General features: G+C 70.1%; 17 protein-coding genes and 1 tRNA gene. 9 read left to right on the top strand and 9 right to left on the bottom strand.

The features are described 5' to 3' along the window. Positions 1–59: 59 nt before the first annotated feature. Positions 60–1085 carry a WD40 repeat domain-containing protein gene (locus K7W41_RS11815; protein ID WP_224608534.1) on the top strand — a complete coding sequence of 342 codons (1026 nt, stop codon included), beginning with the start codon at positions 60–62 and terminating at the stop codon, positions 1083–1085. Here K7W41_RS11815 and K7W41_RS11810 read toward each other — a convergent pair. From K7W41_RS11810 to K7W41_RS11795, 4 genes are all read right to left on the bottom strand, one after another. Continuing rightward, a complete protein-coding gene (locus K7W41_RS11810) occupies positions 1082–3145 on the bottom strand; it encodes a prolyl oligopeptidase family serine peptidase (protein WP_224608530.1) in 2064 nt (687 codons plus the stop codon). The genes K7W41_RS11815 and K7W41_RS11810 overlap by 4 nt on opposite strands. A gap of 113 nt (positions 3146–3258) precedes the next feature. Next, on the bottom strand, positions 3259–4212 hold the full coding sequence (locus K7W41_RS11805) for an acetyl-CoA carboxylase carboxyltransferase subunit alpha (RefSeq protein ID WP_224608527.1): 954 nt from the start codon (positions 4210–4212) through the stop codon (positions 3259–3261). Further along, on the bottom strand, positions 4209–5075 hold the full coding sequence (gene accD, locus K7W41_RS11800) for an acetyl-CoA carboxylase, carboxyltransferase subunit beta (RefSeq protein WP_224608524.1): 867 nt from the start codon (positions 5073–5075) through the stop codon (positions 4209–4211). The genes K7W41_RS11805 and accD overlap by 4 nt, the downstream gene beginning before the upstream one ends. 101 nt (positions 5076–5176) lie before the next feature. Next, positions 5177–5629: a LapA family protein gene (locus tag K7W41_RS11795; RefSeq protein WP_224608521.1), complete on the bottom strand. Its 453-nt coding sequence runs from the start codon at positions 5627–5629 to the stop codon at positions 5177–5179. 98 nt (positions 5630–5727) lie between these two features. On the opposite strand from K7W41_RS11795, the gene cutA reads away from it, so the two are divergent. Further along, a complete protein-coding gene (gene cutA / locus K7W41_RS11790; RefSeq protein WP_224608518.1) occupies positions 5728–6048 on the top strand; it encodes a divalent-cation tolerance protein CutA in 321 nt (106 codons plus the stop codon). Between the two features lie 68 nt (positions 6049–6116). On the opposite strand, the gene K7W41_RS11785 is transcribed toward cutA, so the two are convergent. Further along, positions 6117–6767 carry a hypothetical protein gene (locus K7W41_RS11785; RefSeq protein ID WP_224608515.1) on the bottom strand — a complete coding sequence of 217 codons (651 nt, stop codon included), beginning with the start codon at positions 6765–6767 and terminating at the stop codon, positions 6117–6119. A gap of 263 nt (positions 6768–7030) precedes the next feature. On the opposite strand from K7W41_RS11785, the gene K7W41_RS11780 reads away from it, so the two are divergent. Continuing rightward, the gene (locus tag K7W41_RS11780) at positions 7031–8242 is read left to right on the top strand and encodes a Fic family protein (protein ID WP_224608512.1); all 1212 of its coding nucleotides are present in this window, start codon (positions 7031–7033) and stop codon (positions 8240–8242) included. 89 nt (positions 8243–8331) lie between these two features. On the opposite strand, the gene K7W41_RS11775 is transcribed toward K7W41_RS11780, so the two are convergent. Beyond that, positions 8332–8407: transfer RNA gene (locus K7W41_RS11775), tRNA-Trp, on the bottom strand. Between the two features lie 181 nt (positions 8408–8588). On the opposite strand from K7W41_RS11775, the gene nth reads away from it, so the two are divergent. Genes nth through K7W41_RS11760 form a run of 3 tightly spaced genes read left to right on the top strand, consistent with a single transcriptional unit; the run spans position 8589 to position 11250 of the window. Then, positions 8589–9251 (top strand): endonuclease III, encoded by a 663-nt coding sequence (gene nth / locus K7W41_RS11770; RefSeq protein WP_224608509.1) that lies wholly within the window; start codon positions 8589–8591, stop codon positions 9249–9251. Positions 9252–9262: 11 nt separating this feature from the next. Then, complete coding sequence (locus tag K7W41_RS11765; protein ID WP_224608602.1) at positions 9263–10492, top strand: MFS transporter; 1230 nt, start codon at positions 9263–9265, stop codon at positions 10490–10492. A gap of 35 nt (positions 10493–10527) precedes the next feature. Next, on the top strand, positions 10528–11250 hold the full coding sequence (locus K7W41_RS11760; protein WP_224608506.1) for a zinc ribbon domain-containing protein: 723 nt from the start codon (positions 10528–10530) through the stop codon (positions 11248–11250). 62 nt (positions 11251–11312) lie between these two features. Here the strand turns inward: K7W41_RS11760 and K7W41_RS11755 are convergent, their stop codons facing one another. The 3 genes from K7W41_RS11755 to hemC are packed head-to-tail and all read right to left on the bottom strand — an operon-like array spanning position 11313 to position 13459. Next, complete coding sequence (locus K7W41_RS11755) at positions 11313–12281, bottom strand: asparaginase (protein ID WP_224608503.1); 969 nt, start codon at positions 12279–12281, stop codon at positions 11313–11315. A 58-nt stretch (positions 12282–12339) separates the two neighbouring features. Then, entirely contained in the window at positions 12340–12522 is a 183-nt protein-coding gene (locus K7W41_RS11750) for a hypothetical protein (RefSeq protein ID WP_221091280.1), read from the bottom strand. A gap of 7 nt (positions 12523–12529) precedes the next feature. Next, positions 12530–13459: a hydroxymethylbilane synthase gene (gene hemC / locus K7W41_RS11745; protein ID WP_224608501.1), complete on the bottom strand. Its 930-nt coding sequence runs from the start codon at positions 13457–13459 to the stop codon at positions 12530–12532. 77 nt (positions 13460–13536) lie between these two features. Here hemC and K7W41_RS11740 point away from each other — a divergent pair, with 77 nt between their 5' ends. The 3 genes from K7W41_RS11740 (at position 13537) to K7W41_RS11730 (ending at position 19015) form a co-directional block, all read left to right on the top strand. After that, a complete protein-coding gene (locus tag K7W41_RS11740; protein ID WP_224608499.1) occupies positions 13537–14688 on the top strand; it encodes a family 1 glycosylhydrolase in 1152 nt (383 codons plus the stop codon). A gap of 618 nt (positions 14689–15306) precedes the next feature. Beyond that, entirely contained in the window at positions 15307–17103 is a 1797-nt protein-coding gene (locus tag K7W41_RS11735) for an ABC transporter ATP-binding protein (protein WP_224608496.1), read from the top strand. Positions 17104–17215: 112 nt separating this feature from the next. Further along, positions 17216–19015 carry an ATP-binding cassette domain-containing protein gene (locus K7W41_RS11730; RefSeq protein ID WP_224608493.1) on the top strand — a complete coding sequence of 600 codons (1800 nt, stop codon included), beginning with the start codon at positions 17216–17218 and terminating at the stop codon, positions 19013–19015. The last annotated feature ends 59 nt before the right edge of the window (positions 19016–19074 follow it).

Here is a 19074-nt window from a genome sequence, read left to right as displayed (position 1 = left end):
GAGGGTAGGGACCTGCCCCAGAACCCCCCGGCCTGGGCCCGGCCGGGTACGCTGGGCGCATGTTCGCTTCCCTGCCCCGCCGGGCCACGCTGCTGGCGCTGCTGGCCCTGGGTCCGGCCCTGGCCCTCTCCCCTGCCCCGCTGCGCTGGCGTGCCCCCGCCGCTCTGCTGGGCTTCGACGGCCAGGGCCGGGTGGTCACTGCCCCGCTTACCCCGGACCGGGGCCCCGACTTCGCCCGGCTGGACGTGCGCGACCCCGGCAGCGGCGCGGTCACGCAGACCCTCTCGCTGCCCACCGCCAAGGCTGGCCCGCCCTTGGCGCCGGCCTGGACCCCTGACCTGGGTACGGTGGCGTGGCTGAGTCGGCCGGTCCCCGGACAGCCACCCGCCCTGCACCTGCGCCGGGGCGACACCCTGCGCACCCTGGGCGGCCCGGGACAGGGCCTGGAGGGCGCCCAGGTGCTGGCCCTCAGCCCGGACGGCGCCGCGCTGTACGTGGGGAATTTCAACGGCTACGTGCAGGTGTGGGATACAGCAAGTGGGGAGCGGACACGTACCCTCCTGCAGAAAAGCTGGGGCGTTGAACGCCTGCTGCCCAGCCCGGACGGCACGCGCCTGTTCGTGGGGACCCGGGGCCACTTCACGGTGTATGACGCCCGCACCTGGGTGGCCCAGCCCTTACCTGAGGCGTTTGCCAAAACGCCCCACTCGCTGGCCTTTACCCCCGACAGCCGCGCCCTGTACGTGGCGGACGGCCATGACCCTGTGCGCCGCTACGATCTGACCCAGCCTGGGCGAGTGACCACCCTGCCGCGCCCGACCGGGTCCTGCGACGTGCCTTTCTGGCAGGGCCGCTGCGCGGCGGGCCCCGTCACCCTGAGCCTGAGCGCCGACGGCCGCACGCTGCTGGTGGGGCACTTTAACGGCCTCGCCGTGGTGTACGACGCCGCCACAGGACAGGAACGGGGGCGGCAGGCCGGCACCACCCCCTTTTTCACCACCATGACCCCGGACGGGCGCACCCTGCTCAGCGGCGGGGTGATGGACATCCCCCTGCAGGCCCGGGCGCTGCCCCAGGCCCCTTAAGCCATGCCCAGCGCCCGTTCTAAAAAGGCGTAGATATCGGCGGCTTCCTCGATCACCAGGGCGGTGGGTTTGCCGGCCCCGTGGCCCGCGCGGGTTTGAATGCGCAGCAGCACCGGGGCGTTGCCCCCCTGGGCACACTGCAACTCGGCGCCGAACTTGAAGGAATGGGCAGGCACCACCCGGTCATCGTGGTCGCCGGTGGTGATCAGGGTGGCGGGGTAGGCCACACCTTCAGTCAGATTGTGCAGCGGCGAATAGGCGCGCAGCACCTCTAACATCGCCGGGTCGTCGCTGCGGCCATAATCGCTGGCCCAGGCCCAGCCGATGGTAAAGAGGTGGTAGCGCAGCATGTCCAGCACGCCCACCTGCGGCACGGCCGCCCCGAACAGGTCCGGGCGCTGGGTCAGGCAGGCGCCCACCAGCAGGCCGCCGTTGCTGCCGCCCTGAATGGCGAGCCGCTGCGGCGTGGTCCAGCCCCCGGCGATCAGGTGCTCGGCGCAGGCGATGAAGTCGTCGAACACGTTCTGCTTGTTGCCCAGAGTCCCGGCCTGATGCCACTCTTCACCGTATTCGCCGCCGCCGCGCAGGTTGGCCTGCACATACACCCCGCCGCGTTCCAGCCACGCCAGCCGCGAGGGACTGAAGGCCGGGGTCAGGCTGATGTTAAAGCCGCCGTAGCCGTACAGCAGCACCGGATTCGTGCCGTCCCGGGGGGCGTCGCGCCGCGCCACGATGAACAGGGGCACGCGCGTGCCGTCCTTGCCCGTGGCAAACGCCTGCGTGATCTCGTAGGGGCTGGGGTCAAAGGTGAGTTCGGGGGCCGCCAGCAGCTCGAGCTCGCCGCCGGGCAGTTCCAGGCGGTAGAGCATGTTGGGGCTCAGGAAGGAGGCGAAGCCAAAGAACACCTCCGCCGAGTCAGGGCGGGTGCTCAGGATCACGGTGCCCAGGGCCGGCAGGGCGATGTCCCGCCGCTGGGCGCCCGCGCGGTCATGCAGGGTCAGGCGGTGGCTGGCGTCGCGCAGGGTCAGGGCCAGCAGGCCGTCCGGGACCACGCACACCTCTTCCAGCTTGTCCGGGCCCTCTGGAATGAGCTCCTGGCGCTCGCCCGTGACCACGTTCCAGGCCAGCAGGCGGCCACGCGGGGCATCTTCATCGGTCTGCACGAACAGGGTGTCGCCGTTGCTGCCCACCATGCGGTACGCGGCACGGAACTCGGGGACCAGTTCGGTGAACGGTCCGTCCGAATCCAGGGGGCGCACCCACAGCAGCCCGCGCGGATCGGTGCCCTGCCAGACGTGCACGACGAGGGAGCGGGCGTCCTCGGTCACGCTGGCATGAAAGCCCCAGTCGGGCTGATCGGGGCGGGCCAGCACCAGGGCGTCCTCGGCCTGCGGGGTGCCCAGGCGGTGCAACATCAGGCGCTGGTGGCGGTTGGCGCCGGTCAGCGCCTCACCGGGCGCCGGAGCGTCGTAGGCGCTGTAGAAAAAGCCGCTGCCGTCCGGGAGCCACGCCGCGCCGCTGAACTTGCTCCAGGCCAGCTCGTCGCCCAGGTCCTGCCCCAAGGCGACGTCGCGCACGCGCCACGTCTGCCAGTCGCTGCCGCCGCTCTGGGTGGCGTAGGCCAGCACCTCGCCGTCACGGCTGACCGCCGCCTGCACCAGCGCCACCGTGCCGTCCTCGCTCAGGGCGTTGGGGTCCAGCAGCACCTCCCAGGGCCCGGTCGCCGCCGGGGCCACCTGAAGCACCGGCTGGTTCAGCAGCCCGGGATTGTACATGCGGAAGTACCGCCCGCCCCGCTGCCAGGGCACGCCGGTCTTGGCGTAGTCCCACAGGGCGGTCAGGCGCTCCTGGTAGTGGGCGCGCGCCGGCAGGTCCGAGAGAAACGCCTGCGTGGCCTCGTTCTGCGCCGCCACCCAGGCGCGGGTGTCTGGGCTGTCGGGGTCTTCCAGCCAGCGGTAGGGGTCGGGCACGGCCACCGCCTCGCCGCGCGCATTCGTGTACAGGTCCACATGATCGCCCCGGTGAGACACCGGGACCGGCCGCTGCTGGGTGGAGGTCACAGCCGTCATTGTGTCAGGGGCACGCCCGCCGCGCATCGGCCGATCCGCACAGTGAAGAAGCCAGGGGGAGCCGCGTCGGCCCTGGACCAACGCGACTCCCCTGGCAGATCCGGTTAGCCCGGCTCGGTGTAGGCCCCCAGCCGGCGGAAACGCGCCGCGCGGCTGCGCTTCAGGTCGTCCGGGCTCTGGGCCATCAGGTCGCGCAGGTGGCGGCTGACCGCCTCGCCCACCGCCTGGGCCGCCGCGTCGGCGTTGCCATGCGCGCCGCCGGCCGGCTCGGGAATCACCTCTTCCACAATGCCCAATTCCAGCAGGTCCGGGGCCGTCAGCTTCAGGGCCTCGGCGGCCAGGGGGGCCTTGCTGGCATCCTTCCAGATAATGCTGGCCGCGCCTTCGGGGGAAATCACCGAGTACCACGCGTTTTCCTGAATCAGCACCCGGTTGCCCACGCCGATGGCCAGCGCGCCGCCACTGCCGCCCTCGCCAATCACCACGTTCACGACCGGCACGCGCAGGTTCAGCATGCGGCGAATGCTCTCGGCAATGGCCCAGCCCTGGCCGCGTTCCTCGGCCTCCAGGCCCGGGTAGGCGCCCTGGGTGTCCACCAGCGCCACCACCGGCAGACCGAATTTATCGGCCAGGTCCATCAGGCGCACGGCCTTGCGGTAGCCCTCGGGGTTGGCGCTGCCAAAGCGGCGCTTGATCTTGCTTTTCGTGTCGCGGCCCTTTTGCTGCAGCAGCAGCATGACCGGCACACCCTGCCAGCGCGCGGGCCCGCCGATCAGGGCGGGGTCGTCGCCGTACCGGCGGTCGCCGTGCAGTTCGGTGAATTCCGTGCACAGGCGGTCCACGTAGTCCAGCGCGGTGGGGCGCCCCGGGGCGCGGGCGAGTTGCACCCGTTCCCAGCGGCTGGCGGGCTTCTTGGCCTGCTCGGCCTTCAGGCGCTCGACCTCGGCCCGCAGGGGGTTGATGGCAGCGTCCAGGTTCTGCCCCGTCTTCTGGGCGGTGGCTTCCAGGTCGCGCACGCGGGCTTCGAGTTCGCGCAGGGTGTCCACGGGCCGGGTCATGCGCCCGCCTCGGCAGGGCGGTCCTGGCGGGTGAGCAGACCCAGCAGCGAGGCCAGATACGCGCGGTGCTCGCGGCGGTCCACCACGGCGTCCACCATGCCATGTTCCAGCAGGAATTCCGCGCGCTGAAAGCCTTCGGGAAGGTTCTGGCGGATGGTCTGCTGAATCACGCGCGGGCCGGCAAAGCCAATCAGGGCGCCGGGCTCGGCCACGATCACGTCGGCAATGGTGGCAAAGCTGGCGGTCACGCCGCCCGTGGTGGGGTCGGTCAGCACGCTCACGTAGGGCAGGCCGCGCTCGGCCAGGGTTTCCAGCGCCACAGTGGTTTTGGCCATCTGCATCAGGGACAGCGCACTTTCCTGCATGCGGGCCCCGCCGCTGGCGGTCACGATCACCAGCGGCGTGCCGGTCTCGGCGGCGTGTTCGGCGGCGCGGGCAATTTCTTCGCCCACCACGCTGCCCATGCTGCCGCCCGAAAAGGCGAAGTCCATCACGGCCACCGTGACCGGCACCCCCAGGATGGTGCCGCGCCCAGTCAGGATGGCGTCGGGGCGGCCAGTTTTCTTCTGGGCGCGCTTCAGGCGCTCGGGGTAGCTTTCGGTGTCCTGAAAGCCCAGGGCGTCGGTGGGCTGCACCCGGCCAGAGTGCTGCTCAAAGCTGCCCTCGTCCAGCAGCACGGTCACGCGCTGCGCGGCGTCCAGGCGCAGGTGGTGGCCGCACTTGGGGCATACAAAGGCGCTGGCTTCCAGTTCGCGGTTGTACAGCCCCTCCTTGCACGCGGGGCACTGGGTCCACAGGTCGGGCACGTCGGTGCCCGGCTGCAGTTGCGGGCGACGGCGACGAAAAAATCGGTCAAGGGCCATGCGGTCAAACTCCTCTTCTAGGATGAACTGCCTACCCGCGCATTCTAGGGCGGGCACCCGGCGGGGGCTGCACCGGGTTCAAGTGGCCGCGTGACCCGACTTCAGCGCAGCTTGGCTTTCAGGTAGTCGTCCAGCTGCGCCAGTTGCAGGTTCACGTCGCGGCTCAGGGCGTCCACCCGCGCGCTCAGGGCCGCCACCTCGCCCTTCTGCCCGGCGCCTGAACCGGCTTCGAGCGCCTGCAAGCGGCGGTCCAGGTGCTCTTGCAGCTGGGCAAAGCGGCTGCCTTCCTGGCTGTCCAGGCTCACGCGCAGGGCTTCCATGTCGCGCAGCAGCCGGGCGCTGTCGGCCTGGGCACGCAGGCCCGTCAGGCCCGCCCAGAAGTAGAACAGCAGCATCAGTAAGGTGGCCAGGATCAGCAGCACCAGGCCCATGGGCACGCCCCGGTAGGTCGCAAAGCCCAGGCTCAGGGTGTGCGGGTACATCAGGGCGTTGGTGTTCAGCACCGCAAACAGACCCAGCAGCACCAGCAGGGCGATCAGCACAGCGGTCCGCATATGGGGGCAGCGTACACTGCCCCCTCCGGCGCGCCACTTGCGCAAACGTTCACGCATCCGCCTTTTCGGGGCCGCGCGCGGTGTAGGCTGCAGCTTGTATGTCACTCGTCGTGCTGGTCACCCTCCCCCCGGAACGGGCGCTGGATCTGGCCCGGATTCTCGTCAACGAGCATCTGGCCGGCTGCGTGAACATCGTGCCTGGCCTGCAAAGCGTCTACCGCTGGCACGGCGAGGTCGCCGAGGACCCCGAAAGCCTGCTGCTCATCAAGACCACCGGCGAGCACTACCCGGACCTGGAAGCGCGCATCAAGGCCCTGCACCCCTACGAGGTGCCGGAAATCATCGCCCTGCAATACGACCGCGCGCTGCCCGAATTCCAGACGTGGCTGCTGGGCGCTCTGGAGCCGAAGCAGCGATAGAGCCGTGCCCCACGCAGAGGCGCGCCGCCTGGGTTCTGCCCGGCGGCGCGCCTCAAACCTGATGGCCCTTACTGGAACTGGCTGAGCACCACGCTCACGTCTTTCAGGGTAAAGGCCATGGTGCAGCCGGCCAGTTCGTTCTGGGTCGCGCGGATCTTGGCCTCCACCGACGCGGTGTTCTTGCCGCCCGAGGTCAGGACGGTAAAGAAGTTGACCACCGTGCCTGCGTCGGGGGCCGCCACACTGAGGGTCCCGGCCGAGACGTTGTATTCAGCGGTGCCCACCCCTTCGGACTTCTTGGTGAGGGTAAAGGACGCCAGATCGCGGTCGGCGCCGCTGTCGAATGACGCCTTGGTAACGGCGTCGCTGGCCTCCAGCTTCACGCGGCGCACCGTCAGGTTCACCTGCTGGGGCTTGGCGCACAGGCCGTTAACATCCACCTTGGCAAAGCCGGTCTTGAACTCCAGACCCGTGGGCTTGATGTTCAGCGGCAGTTCGGGAATGGTGATGTCGTCAAAGGGAGCGCCAGCGGTGCTGTAGCTCACGGTGCCCACCACGGCTTCGATGGCCAGCGGCGAGGACGCCACGAGCTGCTTGCCTTCCAGGCCAGCGGGGTTGCTGACCGTCTGGGGCGGGATAAACGAACCCACGATCCGCCCGCACCCGGACAGGGCCAGCGCAGCGCTCAGGGCGGCAACCGAAACAGCGACCTTTTTCATAGGAACTCCTTACAGCACAGCGGGCCAAAGGGCGAACTGCCTGGACCCCTCAAGTCTACAGAAGAGATGAAGGCTCACCTATGGAATGCGGCGGGGCAACCGCCCGCAGCACTTGAGAACAGCGCTTCCGCAGTGATGGGTCGCCCCTCTGCCCAAAGCTACCTGGAGACGCCTGGGGAGCCAACGCCAGCGCCCAGTGCTACTTGGTTAGCCTACCGTGCCCTGCTTAGGCTACGTTCAGGCTCTGAAGTAGCATAAGCCTGATGCGGCCCACGGACTTCACCTCGCGCGCCCCCGGGCAACTGATCACGCTGGACAGCGAAGGCGCCGCCTTTGTGCCACACCCTCTGCCGCCCCAGTTGCACTGGGACGGTGCCCTGGTCCGGCTGATAGGCGAGGCCGAACGGGCGCTGGGCGAACTCAACGGGGTGGGCCGCCGCCTGCCCAACCCTTACCTGTTCACGCGCCCCTTTATAAACCGGGAAGCGGTACTGTCCAGCCGCATTGAAGGCACCCAGGCTTCCCTGAGCGACCTGTACGCCCTGGAGGCGCAGGTGCCCCTGTTCCCAGAGCTGGAGGTCCGCGAAGACGCGCAGGAGGTGCAGAACTACGTGCGGGCGCTGGAGCACGGGCTGTCCTCCACGCTGCCCATCAGCACCCGGCTGCTGCGCGAGATGCACGCGGTGCTGATGAGTGGCGTGCGCGGCCAGAACCGGGCGCCGGGCGAACTGCGCCGGTCGCAGAACTGGATTGGCCCGGCCGGGGCACGGCGGCGGGACGCGACCTTCGTGCCCGCGCCGCCTGGGCCCCTGCTGGAAGGCGCCCTGAACGATCTGGAACGGTTCATTCACGCGCAAAATGACCTGCCGCCCCTGGTCGAGATCGCGCTGGTGCACTACCAGTTTGAGGCACTTCACCCCTTCCTGGACGGCAATGGCCGGGTGGGCCGCCTGTTGATTACCCTGCTCTTGATTCAGCGGCAACTGCTGACCCAACCGCTGCTGTACCTCTCAGCGTATTTCGAGCGCCACCGCAGCGCGTACTACGAGCACCTGCTGGCCGTCAGTCAGCGCGGCGAGTGGGAGGCGTGGCTGGCCTTTTTCCTGCGCGGCGTGGAGCGGGAAGCAGGAGACGCGGCGCTGCGCGCCCAGCGCCTGCTGGACCTGCGCGAGGCGTGGCGCGCCCGCTACCAGCAAGAGCGGGCAGGAAGCAATCTGCTGGCCGCCACCGATCGCCTGCTGGCGCAGCCCATCACCACGGCCGGGCAGCTGCAACACGCACTGGGGGTCGTTCATCGCAGCGCGCAGCTGATCGTGGACCGTCTGCTGCGTGATGGCGTGCTGGTGGAGGTCACCGGCCGGCAGCGGGGCCGCGTGTATATGGCGCGCCCGGTGCTGGAACTCCTGGAATTGGAGCAGGTCTCTGAACAGCGCCCCACCCCAGGCAACCCCATTCAGACCCTCACCGAACCGTAAGCGAAGGAACAGCGAGTTGGGCCAACGCGGCGCCTCGCCCGCTCGCTGCAATAAAAATCCCCGCCACAGGGGGCGGGGGATTTCTCTTGTGGCGGGCCCTGTAGGACTTGAACCCACGACCTACGGTTTTGGAGACCGCCGCTCTACCAACTGAGCTAAGGACCCTTTTTCTCGCGCCGACTGGGGCGCGGGCCTGTGCAGAGTAGCAGAGGCCCCAAAAGCGTGCAAGAGGGAACGGTGAGCCGCAGCACTGTCTCTTCAGCCCGATCACGGGCCCAGACCGCCCCTGCGCCAAACGGCTTAGGCGGTGCCCAGCCCAGGCCCGGATGCTCTAGGTTGAACGGTGATGACAGCCAACCTTGCGGCGCAGCGGCCACGGGGCGCGGGGGCGCGGGCCGCCCAGGTGCTGGGGGCGTTAGAGGCCCTGTACCCCGACGCCCGCACCGAACTGGACTTTCAGACCCCCTTTGAACTGCTGGTGGCCACCGTGCTCAGCGCCCAGGCCACAGACGTGAGCGTGAACGCCGCCACCCCCGCCCTGTTTGCCGCCTACCCCGACGCCCACACCATGAGCCAGGCCCAGCCCGAGGACCTGGAGCCCCTGATTCGCCGCATTGGCCTGTACCGCGCCAAGGCCCGGAATCTGGCGGCGCTGGCCCGCCTGCTGGTGGAGCGCCACGGCGGCGAGGTGCCCAACGACTTTAACGCCGTGGTGGCCCTGCCCGGCGCCGGGCGCAAAACAGCGAATGTGGTCCTCAGCAACGCTTACGGCTACCCGGCCATTGCCGTGGACACCCATGTGGGGCGCCTGAGCCGCCGCCTGGGCCTGAGCGTGCAGACCAATCCCGACAAGGTGGAGGCCGACCTGCAGGCACTCTTTCCACGCGAGCGCTGGGTCTTCCTGCACCACGCCCTGATTCTGCATGGGCGCCGGGTGTGCACCGCGCGCAAGCCCGACTGTCCGGGCTGCGTCATGAACACCTTCTGTCCCAAAGTGGGGGTGACGTGAAGGAACGCGGCCTGTCGTGGCGCTTCTCGCGGCAGGTGTGGCTGTTCCTGAGCTCGGTGTTCGTGTTCGGCCTGTCGCAGGCTTTTACGGCGCTGTTCCTGAATTTCTACCTGCGCGCCCTGGGCCTGGGGGCCGAGTGGCAGGGCCTGCTCAACGCCCTGCCCGCCGTGACCCTGGCGGCCCTGAGCCTGCCGGCGGTGGCGCTGGCCCGGCGCATCAGCAACGCGCACACGCTGAAGGTGGGGGCCGCCCTGGGCCTTGTGGGCACCGCCCTGCTGGTGCTCGCCAACGGCCCCGCGCTGGTGGTCCTGGGGGCCATCGTGCAGGGGGCGGGCGCGGCCCTGAGCATCGTGGCGGGCTCGCCCTTCATGGCCAACCAGAGCGACGAACGCACCCGCGTGACCCTGTTTAGCGTGCAGAGCGCCCTGATGACCGGGGCAGGGTTTCTGGGCAACCTGCTGGGCGGGCAGGTACCGGCCGCCTACGCGGGCTGGACCGGCACCGAGCCAGACGGCCTGGGCGCCCTGCGCGCCGCGCTGGCGGTAGCCGCCGGGCTGCAACTGCTGGGGCTGGTGCCGGTGCTGGGCCTGAAACCCAGCGGCAAAACGGTGCGCCAGGGCCGCAGTTTCCGCGTGCAGGACAAGCGCACCATGGCCCGGCTGGTGCTGCCCAACATTCTGGTGGGGCTGGGCGCCGGGGCCACCATCCCCTTCCTGAACGTGTTTATTGAAGGCAAGTTCGGCATCAGCTACGCCGGGCTGGGCACGCTGTTCGCCTGGACCAGTCTGGCCACCGCCGCCACCGCGCTGCTGCAGCCCCTGCTGGTGCGGCGCCTGGGGCAGCTGCAGGCGGTGCTGCTGGTGCAGGCCAGCAGCCTGCCGTTTCTGGCCCTGCTGGGCTTTGCCCCCAGCCTGTGGCTGGTCACGGCCGCCCTGTTCACCCGCGGCGCCCTGATGAACGCGGCGGGCCCGGTGTACTCCGCCTACGCCATGACCGCGCTGCCCGAGGATGACCGCCCCATGTATTCGGCGGTGAACGTGATCGCCTGGGACCTGGGCTGGGCGGCCAGCAGCGTCCTGTCCGGCGTGGTGCGCGGGGCGCTGCCTTTCTCGGCGGCCTTTCACGCCCTCTTTGCCTGGACGCTGCTGATGTACGCCGCCAGCGTGCTTGCCATCTATCTGGGGCTGTACCGCCCGGCGCGCATGAAGGGGGCCCTGGCCCCGGTGTCACCGCCTGCCTGAACGTGCGCGCCCGGAAGGGGGGTAGACTGCAGGTGATGAGTGACACGTCTCCCCTTCGCCGCCTGCACCGCGTTCAGGAGCTGGACCTGAACCTCGACCGCCTGCGCGACGAGGAACACAACATTCCTGACGATCTGCGCGCCGCCCGCGCCGAGCAGGAGCGCCTGAACAACGAGCTGGAAGACACCGAAATCACCCTGGAGGGCGTGGACAAGCAGGTGCGCCAGCAGGAACTGGACCTGGCCGGCACCCGCGAGCAGATTGCCCGCGCCCGCGAAGAGCAGGAAAAGAACGCCTTTGACGCCCGCGCGCAGTCGCAGTACGGCAGCCGCATTCAGATGCTCTCCGAGCGCGCCGACGAGATGGAAGAGGACCTGGGGCCCCTCAAGGCGCGTCAACAGGAACTCAATGAACGCTCGGCCGCCCTGCGCGCCCAGCACCGCACCCTGCGCCCCACCCTGAATGAACTTGAGGGACGCGACGAAGCCCGCGTGCAGGACCTGCGCGACCAGGGCGCCGCCGACCGCCAGGAACGCGCCGATCTGGTGGCGGCCCTGGACGCCCGCACGGTGCGCGAATACGACCTGATCCGCCGGGCCAAGAAGGGCCTGGGCGTGGTGGAGATCAAGGCCGGGCGCTGCAGCGGCTGCAACGTGAACCTCCCGGTGAACGTGCAGCAGAAAGCCGCCCAGGGCAAACTGCCCCCGGTGAAGTGCCCCAGCTGTGGCCGCTTCCTGATCCGCCTGGATCTGGCTTAAGAGGCTGGTGCGCCCGCCCCGTCCAGTGCGCTGGGGGGCGGGTTTTTTAGGCCATGGCCCTTTTAAAATTCGTCCCGGTCAAACACCGCGGCAATCTGCTCGCGGTCCAGGCCCTGGCCCAGCAGGATCAGCAGCAGCACCCTCGCCTTGTGGGCGTTCAGAAAGCTGGCCGGAATTGCCCCCGCCGCCACCAGGGTCGCGCCGCCGCCCGCGTAGCCATAGACCGGCAGCACCGGCCCCGCGTGGGTGCGGGTGGCAATGACCACCGGTTTCTCGGTCGCCTGAATCAGGGGCAGCAGTTCGGCGGGCAGGTTGCCGGTGCCCAGCGCGGCAATCACCAGCCCGTCGGCCCGTTCGGCGGCCTCGGCGTAGCCCTCGCCGGTCCAGCCCGCGTAGGCATACAGGATGTCCACCCGGCTCGTCAGGTGGGCCGGGTGGTAGGTGGCGCGCGGCTCTGGCATGGCGAAGTAATGCACCCGGGCACGCACCCCCTCGCGGTCAATGCGGCCTATGGGCCCCGGGTAGCCGCCAAAGGCGTCCACGGCGGTGGTGTGAATCTTGGTCACGGTACGGGCATCGAAAATGTCGCCGCCAATCACCACCAGCGGCCCCCGGCCCCGGCTGCTGGGGTGCAGGGCCACATGTGCGGCGTCCAGCAGATTCGCCGGGCCGTCCCAGGACACCTCCTCGGCGTGGCGCATGCTGCCAGTCAGGACCACCGGAATGGGCACGTCCAGCAGGAGGTGCAGGGCAAAGGCCGTTTCTTCCAGTGTGTCGGTGCCGTGCGTGACCACCACGCCGTCGTGCGCTGGGGCCAGGTCCCGGATCAGGGCCGCCAGCTGCCCCATGTGCACCGGGGTCACATGCGGGCTGGGCAGGTTGAAGGGCTGGGCGTCTGTGACCTGCACCCCGTCCAGGCCGGGCAGGCTGGGGGGCTGCTGCGGGGTCAGGCCGCGCCCGTCGGGGCTGGGGCGGCTGGCAATGGTGCCGCCCGTGTGAATCACCGCGAGGCGGGGGGCAGGGGTGGACATGCCGGGCATCCTAACGTGCCCACCCAGGCGGCTGTCCGGCCGGGCAGGTCAGGCGACCCTACTGACGGCGCAACCGCACCCAGACCAGGGCCAGCACAAACACGGCCGCCCCCAGCGGCAATTCGGCCAGCAGGGCGCTGCCCAGTTCGGCGCCCCCCCGGGTACGCTGCCACAGGCCAATGCCCACCCACAGCAGCGCGGCGGCCAGGGCAATCAGCAGTTGACGGGCCAGCGCAGGCACGCGCGCCTTACTCCCGGGCGGCGTCAATCAGGGCCTGGGCGCCCTGGTTCAGCATGTCGGCGGCCAGTTCGGCGCCCAGATCGGCGCATTCGCCGGGGTCGCCCTGGGTGGTGCCGCGAATCACCTTGGTGCCGTCCAGCGCGCCCACCCAGCCTTCCAGGGTCAGCACGCCGCCCTTGACGGTGGCGTGCGCGCCCACCGGGGCCATGCACCCGGCGCCCAGCCCGGCCAGGAACTCGCGCTCGGCCGTAATGCGGTCATCGGTGGTGTGGTCGTGGATGGCGTAGGCCACCTCAATGCTCAGGTCGTCGTCGGCGCGGGTTTCCAGGGCCAGGGCGCCCTGCCCGGGGGCGGGCAGCAGAATGTCGGGTTCCAGGAACTCGTCAATGCGGTGGCGCATCTCGGTGCGGATCAGGCCAGCGGCGGCCAGGATGATCGCGTCGTACTCGTCGCCAGCCAGCGCGGCAAGGCGGGTGTCAATGTTGCCGCGCAGGTTCACGATCTGCAGGTCCGGGCGGTAGGCGCGCAGGAACGCCTTGCGCCGCACGCTGCTGGTGCCCACCCGGGCGCCCTGCGGCAGCTCCGAGAGTTTCTTCATGCCTTCCTTGCCGATCAGCACGTCGCGGGCGTCCACGCGGCGGGGAATGGCGCTGACCTCCAGGCCGTCCGGCTGCTCGGTGGGCAGATCCTTGAGGGAATGCACCGCAATATCAATGCGCCCGCCCAGCAGGGCATCTTCGATTTCCTTGACCCAGAAGCCCTTGTCGCCCTTCTGAGCCATGGCTTCCAGGCTGCCCCGGTTGCGGTCGCCGCCGGTGCTGATCGTCTGGATGCGGAAGTCCGTGTCGGGCCATTCCTCTTTCAGCCGGGCCACCACCCAGTGGGTCTGTGCGAGCGCCAGAGTCGAGCCGCGCGTGCCTACCGTCACCATCCGCATAACCTGACCAGTATACGGGCTGGGGACAGGACAGGCGGTCAGCCCTGGGGCAGCCCGGCCCGGCACAATGAGCGCAGATGACCACCTTTGCCGACTCCTGGCTGTGGGGCGTGGGCCTGGGCCCGGGGCCCCTGGACGCCGCCGATCTGGGCCTGCTGCGCGAACTGGGCGTGCAGGCCGCCTGTCTGACCGCGCCCTGGGCCCAGTTGCAGCCCACTGGCCGGGGCCGCCTGAATGCCGGCACGCTGGCCGCCCTTGACCGCCTGACCGACGACCTGCTGACCCTGGGCGCGCAGCCGTGGCTGAGCCTGGACGGCGCGCTGCCCCCCGCTGTTGACGCCGCCGGAGGCTGGCTGGCCCGCGACACGGCCCACCGCTTTCAGGACTACGCCTATCTGGTGGGCGAGGCCCTGGCCGACCGCGCGGCGGCTGTGTTCACCCTGTGGCCGGCGCTGGGCACGCCCCCGGCACCGCCGGCCCTGCACAGCTTTCCGGCGCACCATCACCGCCTGCTGGGGCACGGCCTGGCCACCCGGGCGCTGCGCGAGGCCGGCGCGCGGCAGCTTGGCCTGGGCCACCATTTCGCCCCGGCGTGGCCTGCCCGCGACCACGACGCCGACGAGCAGGCCGCCGCCCTGGTGGCCGCGTGGCGCAACGACCTGTGCACCGGGCCCGTGCGGCGCGGCGCCTACCCTGCCCCAGTGCTGGAGGTGCTGGGCGAACGCACCCCTGCCCTGCTGGACGCCGTGCGCCCCGGGGACCTGGAGACCATCGCGGCGCCGCTGGACCTGCTGGGCGTGGGCTACGACCAGCCGGCCTGGGTGCAGGCCCGCCCGGGTGCGCCGCTGGGGCTGGACGTGGGCCTGGTGCCTGACCGCGAGCGCACCGGCGCCCCAGGGTCCGAGGGGCTGACCCAGGTGCTGACTGACCTGAAGGCACAACTGGGCGAGGCAGGGCCGCCGCTGGTGGTGGCGCTGGGGGGCGTGTGGGCCGAGGCCCCTTTACCGGACGGCCGGGTGCCGGACAGTGGGCGGGTTCGGTTTCTGGAGGGGCATGTTCAGGCGGTGGCGGACGCGGCGGCGCGGGGGGTGGGGGTGCGGGGGGTTCTTGTGGGGGAACTGCTGGACCGGGGGGAAGGGTTGGGGTTGGTGCGGGTGGATGGGGGGACGGGAGAGAGGGTTCGGAAGGGGAGTTTTGGGTGGGTGGCAGGGGTGGTTCGGGGGGGATGAGGGCGGCGCTTCCCCGCTCGCCCCACCCCCCCAGCCCCCCTACCCCGGAGGGGCAGGGGGGAGTTTTCCGCTGCGCTCGGCAAACGTTGACTGACGGTGTGGGGCGGCTTGGCTTCGCCCCGCGTTGTACGCCGTCGCCTTGCTCCGCCCATCGCCCCACGCCCGCGCGCTGCGCGCACGACGGCTTCCGTTGCTCACCCCGCAGGGGTGAAGGGTGGGGACGCTGAGGGCACGAGGTTCTACTTTGAAAAGCGGCAGGAGCCAGAGCTGCTTTTGCCGTTCAAAGTAGAACCTTCTGGGCCGCACCAAGCCTTCTTGCCCCTCTACCACCCAGGTCCAGACGAGGCCGTCGTGCCCGAAGGGCGCGGGCCATTGCGCGGTCTCGGAGGATGGCGTCGAAGCCGGACACGTCAACGAGTAGAGCAACCCCAGCCGACGCCAGTAAAAACTCTTGCCCAGCGCAGCGCCGCTCCCCCCTGCCCCTCTGGGGTAGGGGGGCTGGGGGGGTGGGGCAAGCCAGAAAACGTCATCGCCCATCCCCCGCATGAACCCCGCCTCATCCCCCCATGCGCCACTCGGCAGATGCGCCCCCCACCCCCCGCCCCCTAGCCTGACCCCATGACCCCGCCCTCCCCCGCCCCCTCGCCCCCACCCGAACGGTCCAGCCGCGCCCTGGCCGTCCTGGGCACCTACCTGGGCCCCCTCAAGTGGCAGGTGGCCGCCTTGGCCGCCCTGCTGCTGACCGGCACAGCACTGAACCTGCTGCTGCCCCAGCTGCTGCGCCGCTTCGTGGACAGCGCCAAGCTGGGCGCCGGGGCCGATGTGGGGCTGCTGGTGCGGCTGGCGGGGCTGTATCTCGTGCTGGCCGTCGGCGTGCAGCTGATGACCGCCGGGGCCACCTACGTGGGCGCCCGGGTGGGCTGGACCGCCACCAACCGCCTGCGCGCGGACCTGATGGCGCACCTTCTGTCTCTGGACATGCGCGAGCACAAGGAACGCACCCCCGGCGAGATGATCGAGCGCATTGACGGCGACGTGACGGCCCTGAGCAACTTCTTCTCGCAGTTCGCGGTGCGGGTCTTTGGCGCGGCCCTGCTGCTGACGGGCGCCCTGATCATGTTCTTCCGCGAAGACTGGCGGGTGGGCCTGGGGGTGGCCCTGTTCACGCTGGTCACGCTGGGCGCCATGAACCGGGTGCGCAAACTGGGTGTGGAACCCACCCGCCTGGAGCGCGAAGCCAGCGCCCGGCTGTTCGGCTTCGTGGAAGAGCGCCTCTCGGGCCTGGACGATATTCGCAGCCTGGGGGCCGGCGAGCACCACCTGCGGCGCTTTTTGCAGACGCAGCGCACCTTTTTTACCCGCTCCATCACCTCCTGGCGGCGCCGGAGCGTGGTGTGGCAGCTGAGCATGCTGCTCTTTGCCATTGGCTATGTGGGCGTGCTGACCGCCGCCGTGGGCCTGTACGCCGCCGGGGCCATCTCATTGGGCACCGCCTTTCTGATGTACCAGTACATGACGCTGGTGGAAGAACCCATTGACCAGCTCACCCAGCAGCTGCAGGACCTGCAAAAGGCCGGGGCCAGCCTGGGGCGCGTGTCCGAACTGCTGGCCCTGAAGAGTGCCGTGGTGGGCGGGGCCACACCCCTGCCCCCCGGACCCCTGGCGCTGGACTTTGAGCACGTCACCTTCTCCTACACCCCCGAGGACCCCGCCAGCCGCCCAGTCCTACGGGACGTGTCGCTGCACCTGCCCGCCGGTCAGACCCTGGGCCTGCTGGGCCGCACCGGCAGCGGCAAGACCACCCTCACCCGCCTGGTCTCCCGCCTCTACGACGCCACCGAGGGCGAGATTCGCCTGGGCGGCGTGAACGTCACCCACACGCCGCTGCAGGACCTGCGCCGCCGCGTGGCCGTGGTCACGCAGGACGTGCAGCTGTTCCAGGCCAGCGTGCGCGATAACCTGAGTTTCTTTGACCCGCAGGTGGGTGACGACGCCGTGGAAGCCGCACTGCGCGAGGTGGGCCTGGGGGCGTGGCTGGACCGGCTGGAAGAGGGTGTGCGCACGCCCCTGCCCACCGGCAGCCTCTCGGCCGGCGAGGCGCAACTGCTGGCCTTTGCCCGCGTGCTGCTGCGCGACCCCAGCCTGATCATCCTCGACGAGCCCAGCAGTCGCCTGGACCCTGCCACCGAGGCCCTGCTGACGGCGGCCATGACCCGCCTGCTGTCCGGGCGCACCGCCATCATCATCGCCCACCGCCTGGACACCGTGGCGCGCGCCGACCGGATCCTGGTGCTGGGCGGCGGCGAGATTCTGGAACACGGCGCGCGCGACGCCCTGGCCCGCGACCCCGGGAGCCACTACGCCGCCCTGCTGCGCGCGGGCGTGCTGGACGACGGCGAAGGGGTGCTGGCATGAGGGGGGAAGTGGTCAGTAGGAAGTGGGAAGCGGGAAAAACCGCTCCTGCTGTTGCTCTCGCCTGCCGTTCTCCACTCACCACTGCCCACTCCCCACTCCCCGGAGCCCCCGCATGACCACCACCCCCCTCCCCCAGCCCAACGAACGCACCTTCGCGCTCTCCAAAGAGCTGTTCAAGTACAGACCCGGCCTCTTTGCCTTCAACCTGCTGATGTGGGGCATGGTCCACGCCTCGCCCGCGCTGCTGACGCTGGCCGTGAGCGGCGTGTTCGGCGCGCTAGAACGGGCCGATGACCTGAAGGGCGCAGGGCAGCCCCTGGACCCGGCCATTGCGGCGGCGTGGACCGCGCTGGGCTGGTTCGCCTTCGTGCGCCTCAGCCGCTTTGGCATCTTTTACGGGGCGTTCCGTGCCTGGATTGAACTGTGGTACACCCTGGACGCCCTGGTGCGGCGCAACCTGCTGGGCTACCTGCTGACTGCCCGGCGCAGCCGCCGCCTGCCGGACACCCCCGCCGAGGCGGTCAGCCGCTTCCGCGACGATGTGGACGATGTGGCCGGCTACACCGAAGTTTGGGTGGACGGCGCGGGCTTCCTGCTGTACTCGGCCGTGGCGGTCACCCTGATGGCGCGGGTGGACCCGCTGATTACCCTGCTGGTGTGCGCGCCGCTGCTGCTGATGGTGCTGTTTGTGCAGCGCCTGTCGCCTACCATCCGCAGCTACCGCCGCCGCATGCGCGAGGCCACCGCCCGCGTGACCGACTTTATTGGCGAAACCTTCGGGGCCGTGAGCGCCGTGAAGCTGGCCGCCCAGGAAGACCGCATGGTGGCGCACCTGCGCGCCCTGGGCGAAACCCGGCGCCACGCCGCCCTGCGCGACGTGCTGCTGACTGAACTGATCCGGGGCGTGAACACCAACATGGTGAACCTCGCCGTGGGGCTGGTGCTGCTGCTGGGCGCCAACAAGGTGCGCGGCGGCGCGATGGATGTTCAGGACTTCGTGCTGTTTATCGGCCTGCTGCCGCGCCTGACTGGCTCCATGGGCTTTTTTGGCGACGCCATTGCCCGCCACCGCCGCACCGGGGTCAGCTACGACCGCATGACCCGCCTGCTGCAAGACGCCCCCGACACCACCATCGTGGCCCACCACCAAGTGTACCTGCAGAGTGACCCGCCCCCGGCCCCCGCCATTCCCACCGCTGCGCCGCTGCAGGAACTGCGCGTGCAGCACCTCACCGCCACCCACCCGGGCGGGCTGGGCCTTCAGGAGGCCAGTTTCCACCTGCGCCGGGGGGAATTCGTGGTGGTCACGGGCCGGATTGGCAGTGGCAAGACCACCCTGCTGCGCGCGGTGCTGGGCCTGATTCCGGCGCAGGGCGGGCAGGTGTTCTGGAACGGCGAGGCCGTGGAGGACCCCGCCTCGTTCTTCGTGCCGCCCCGCAGCGCGTATACGGCCCAGTTGCCCAACCTCTTTTCCGACACCCTGGCCGAGAACATCACCAGCGGCGCGGACCGCACCCACCTGGACCGCGCCGTGCAGCTGGCGGTGCTGGAGCCCGACCTGGACGCCCTGCAAAGCGGCCTGGACACCCCGGTGGGCGCACGCGGCGTGAAGCTGTCCGGCGGCCAGATCCAGCGCGCGGCCGTGGCCCGCATGCTGGCCCGCCCCGCCGACCTGCTGGTTTTCGATGACGTCTCCAGCGCCCTGGACGCCCGCACCGAAGCCCAGCTGTGGCAGGGCCTGAGCACCACCGACGCCACCTGCCTCGTGGTCAGCCACCGCCGCGCCGCCCTGCTGCGCGCCGACCGCATTCTGCTGCTGCAAGCTGGCCGCCTGACCGACGAAGGCACCCTCCCCGAACTGCTCGAACGCAGCGAGGAAATGCGCGCGCTGTGGGCGGAGGAAGGGGAATAGAGGGGTGTAGGACGTGGGTTGTGGGGTGTAGGGGAAGGCGGGAGTGGGGAGTAGGAAGT

It is taken from the genome of Deinococcus multiflagellatus (assembly GCF_020166415.1).
Lineage (GTDB): Bacteria > Deinococcota > Deinococci > Deinococcales > Deinococcaceae > Deinococcus > Deinococcus multiflagellatus.
Note: the sequence above shows the minus strand (reverse complement) of the source record. Positions and strands in the feature narration are given on the sequence as shown.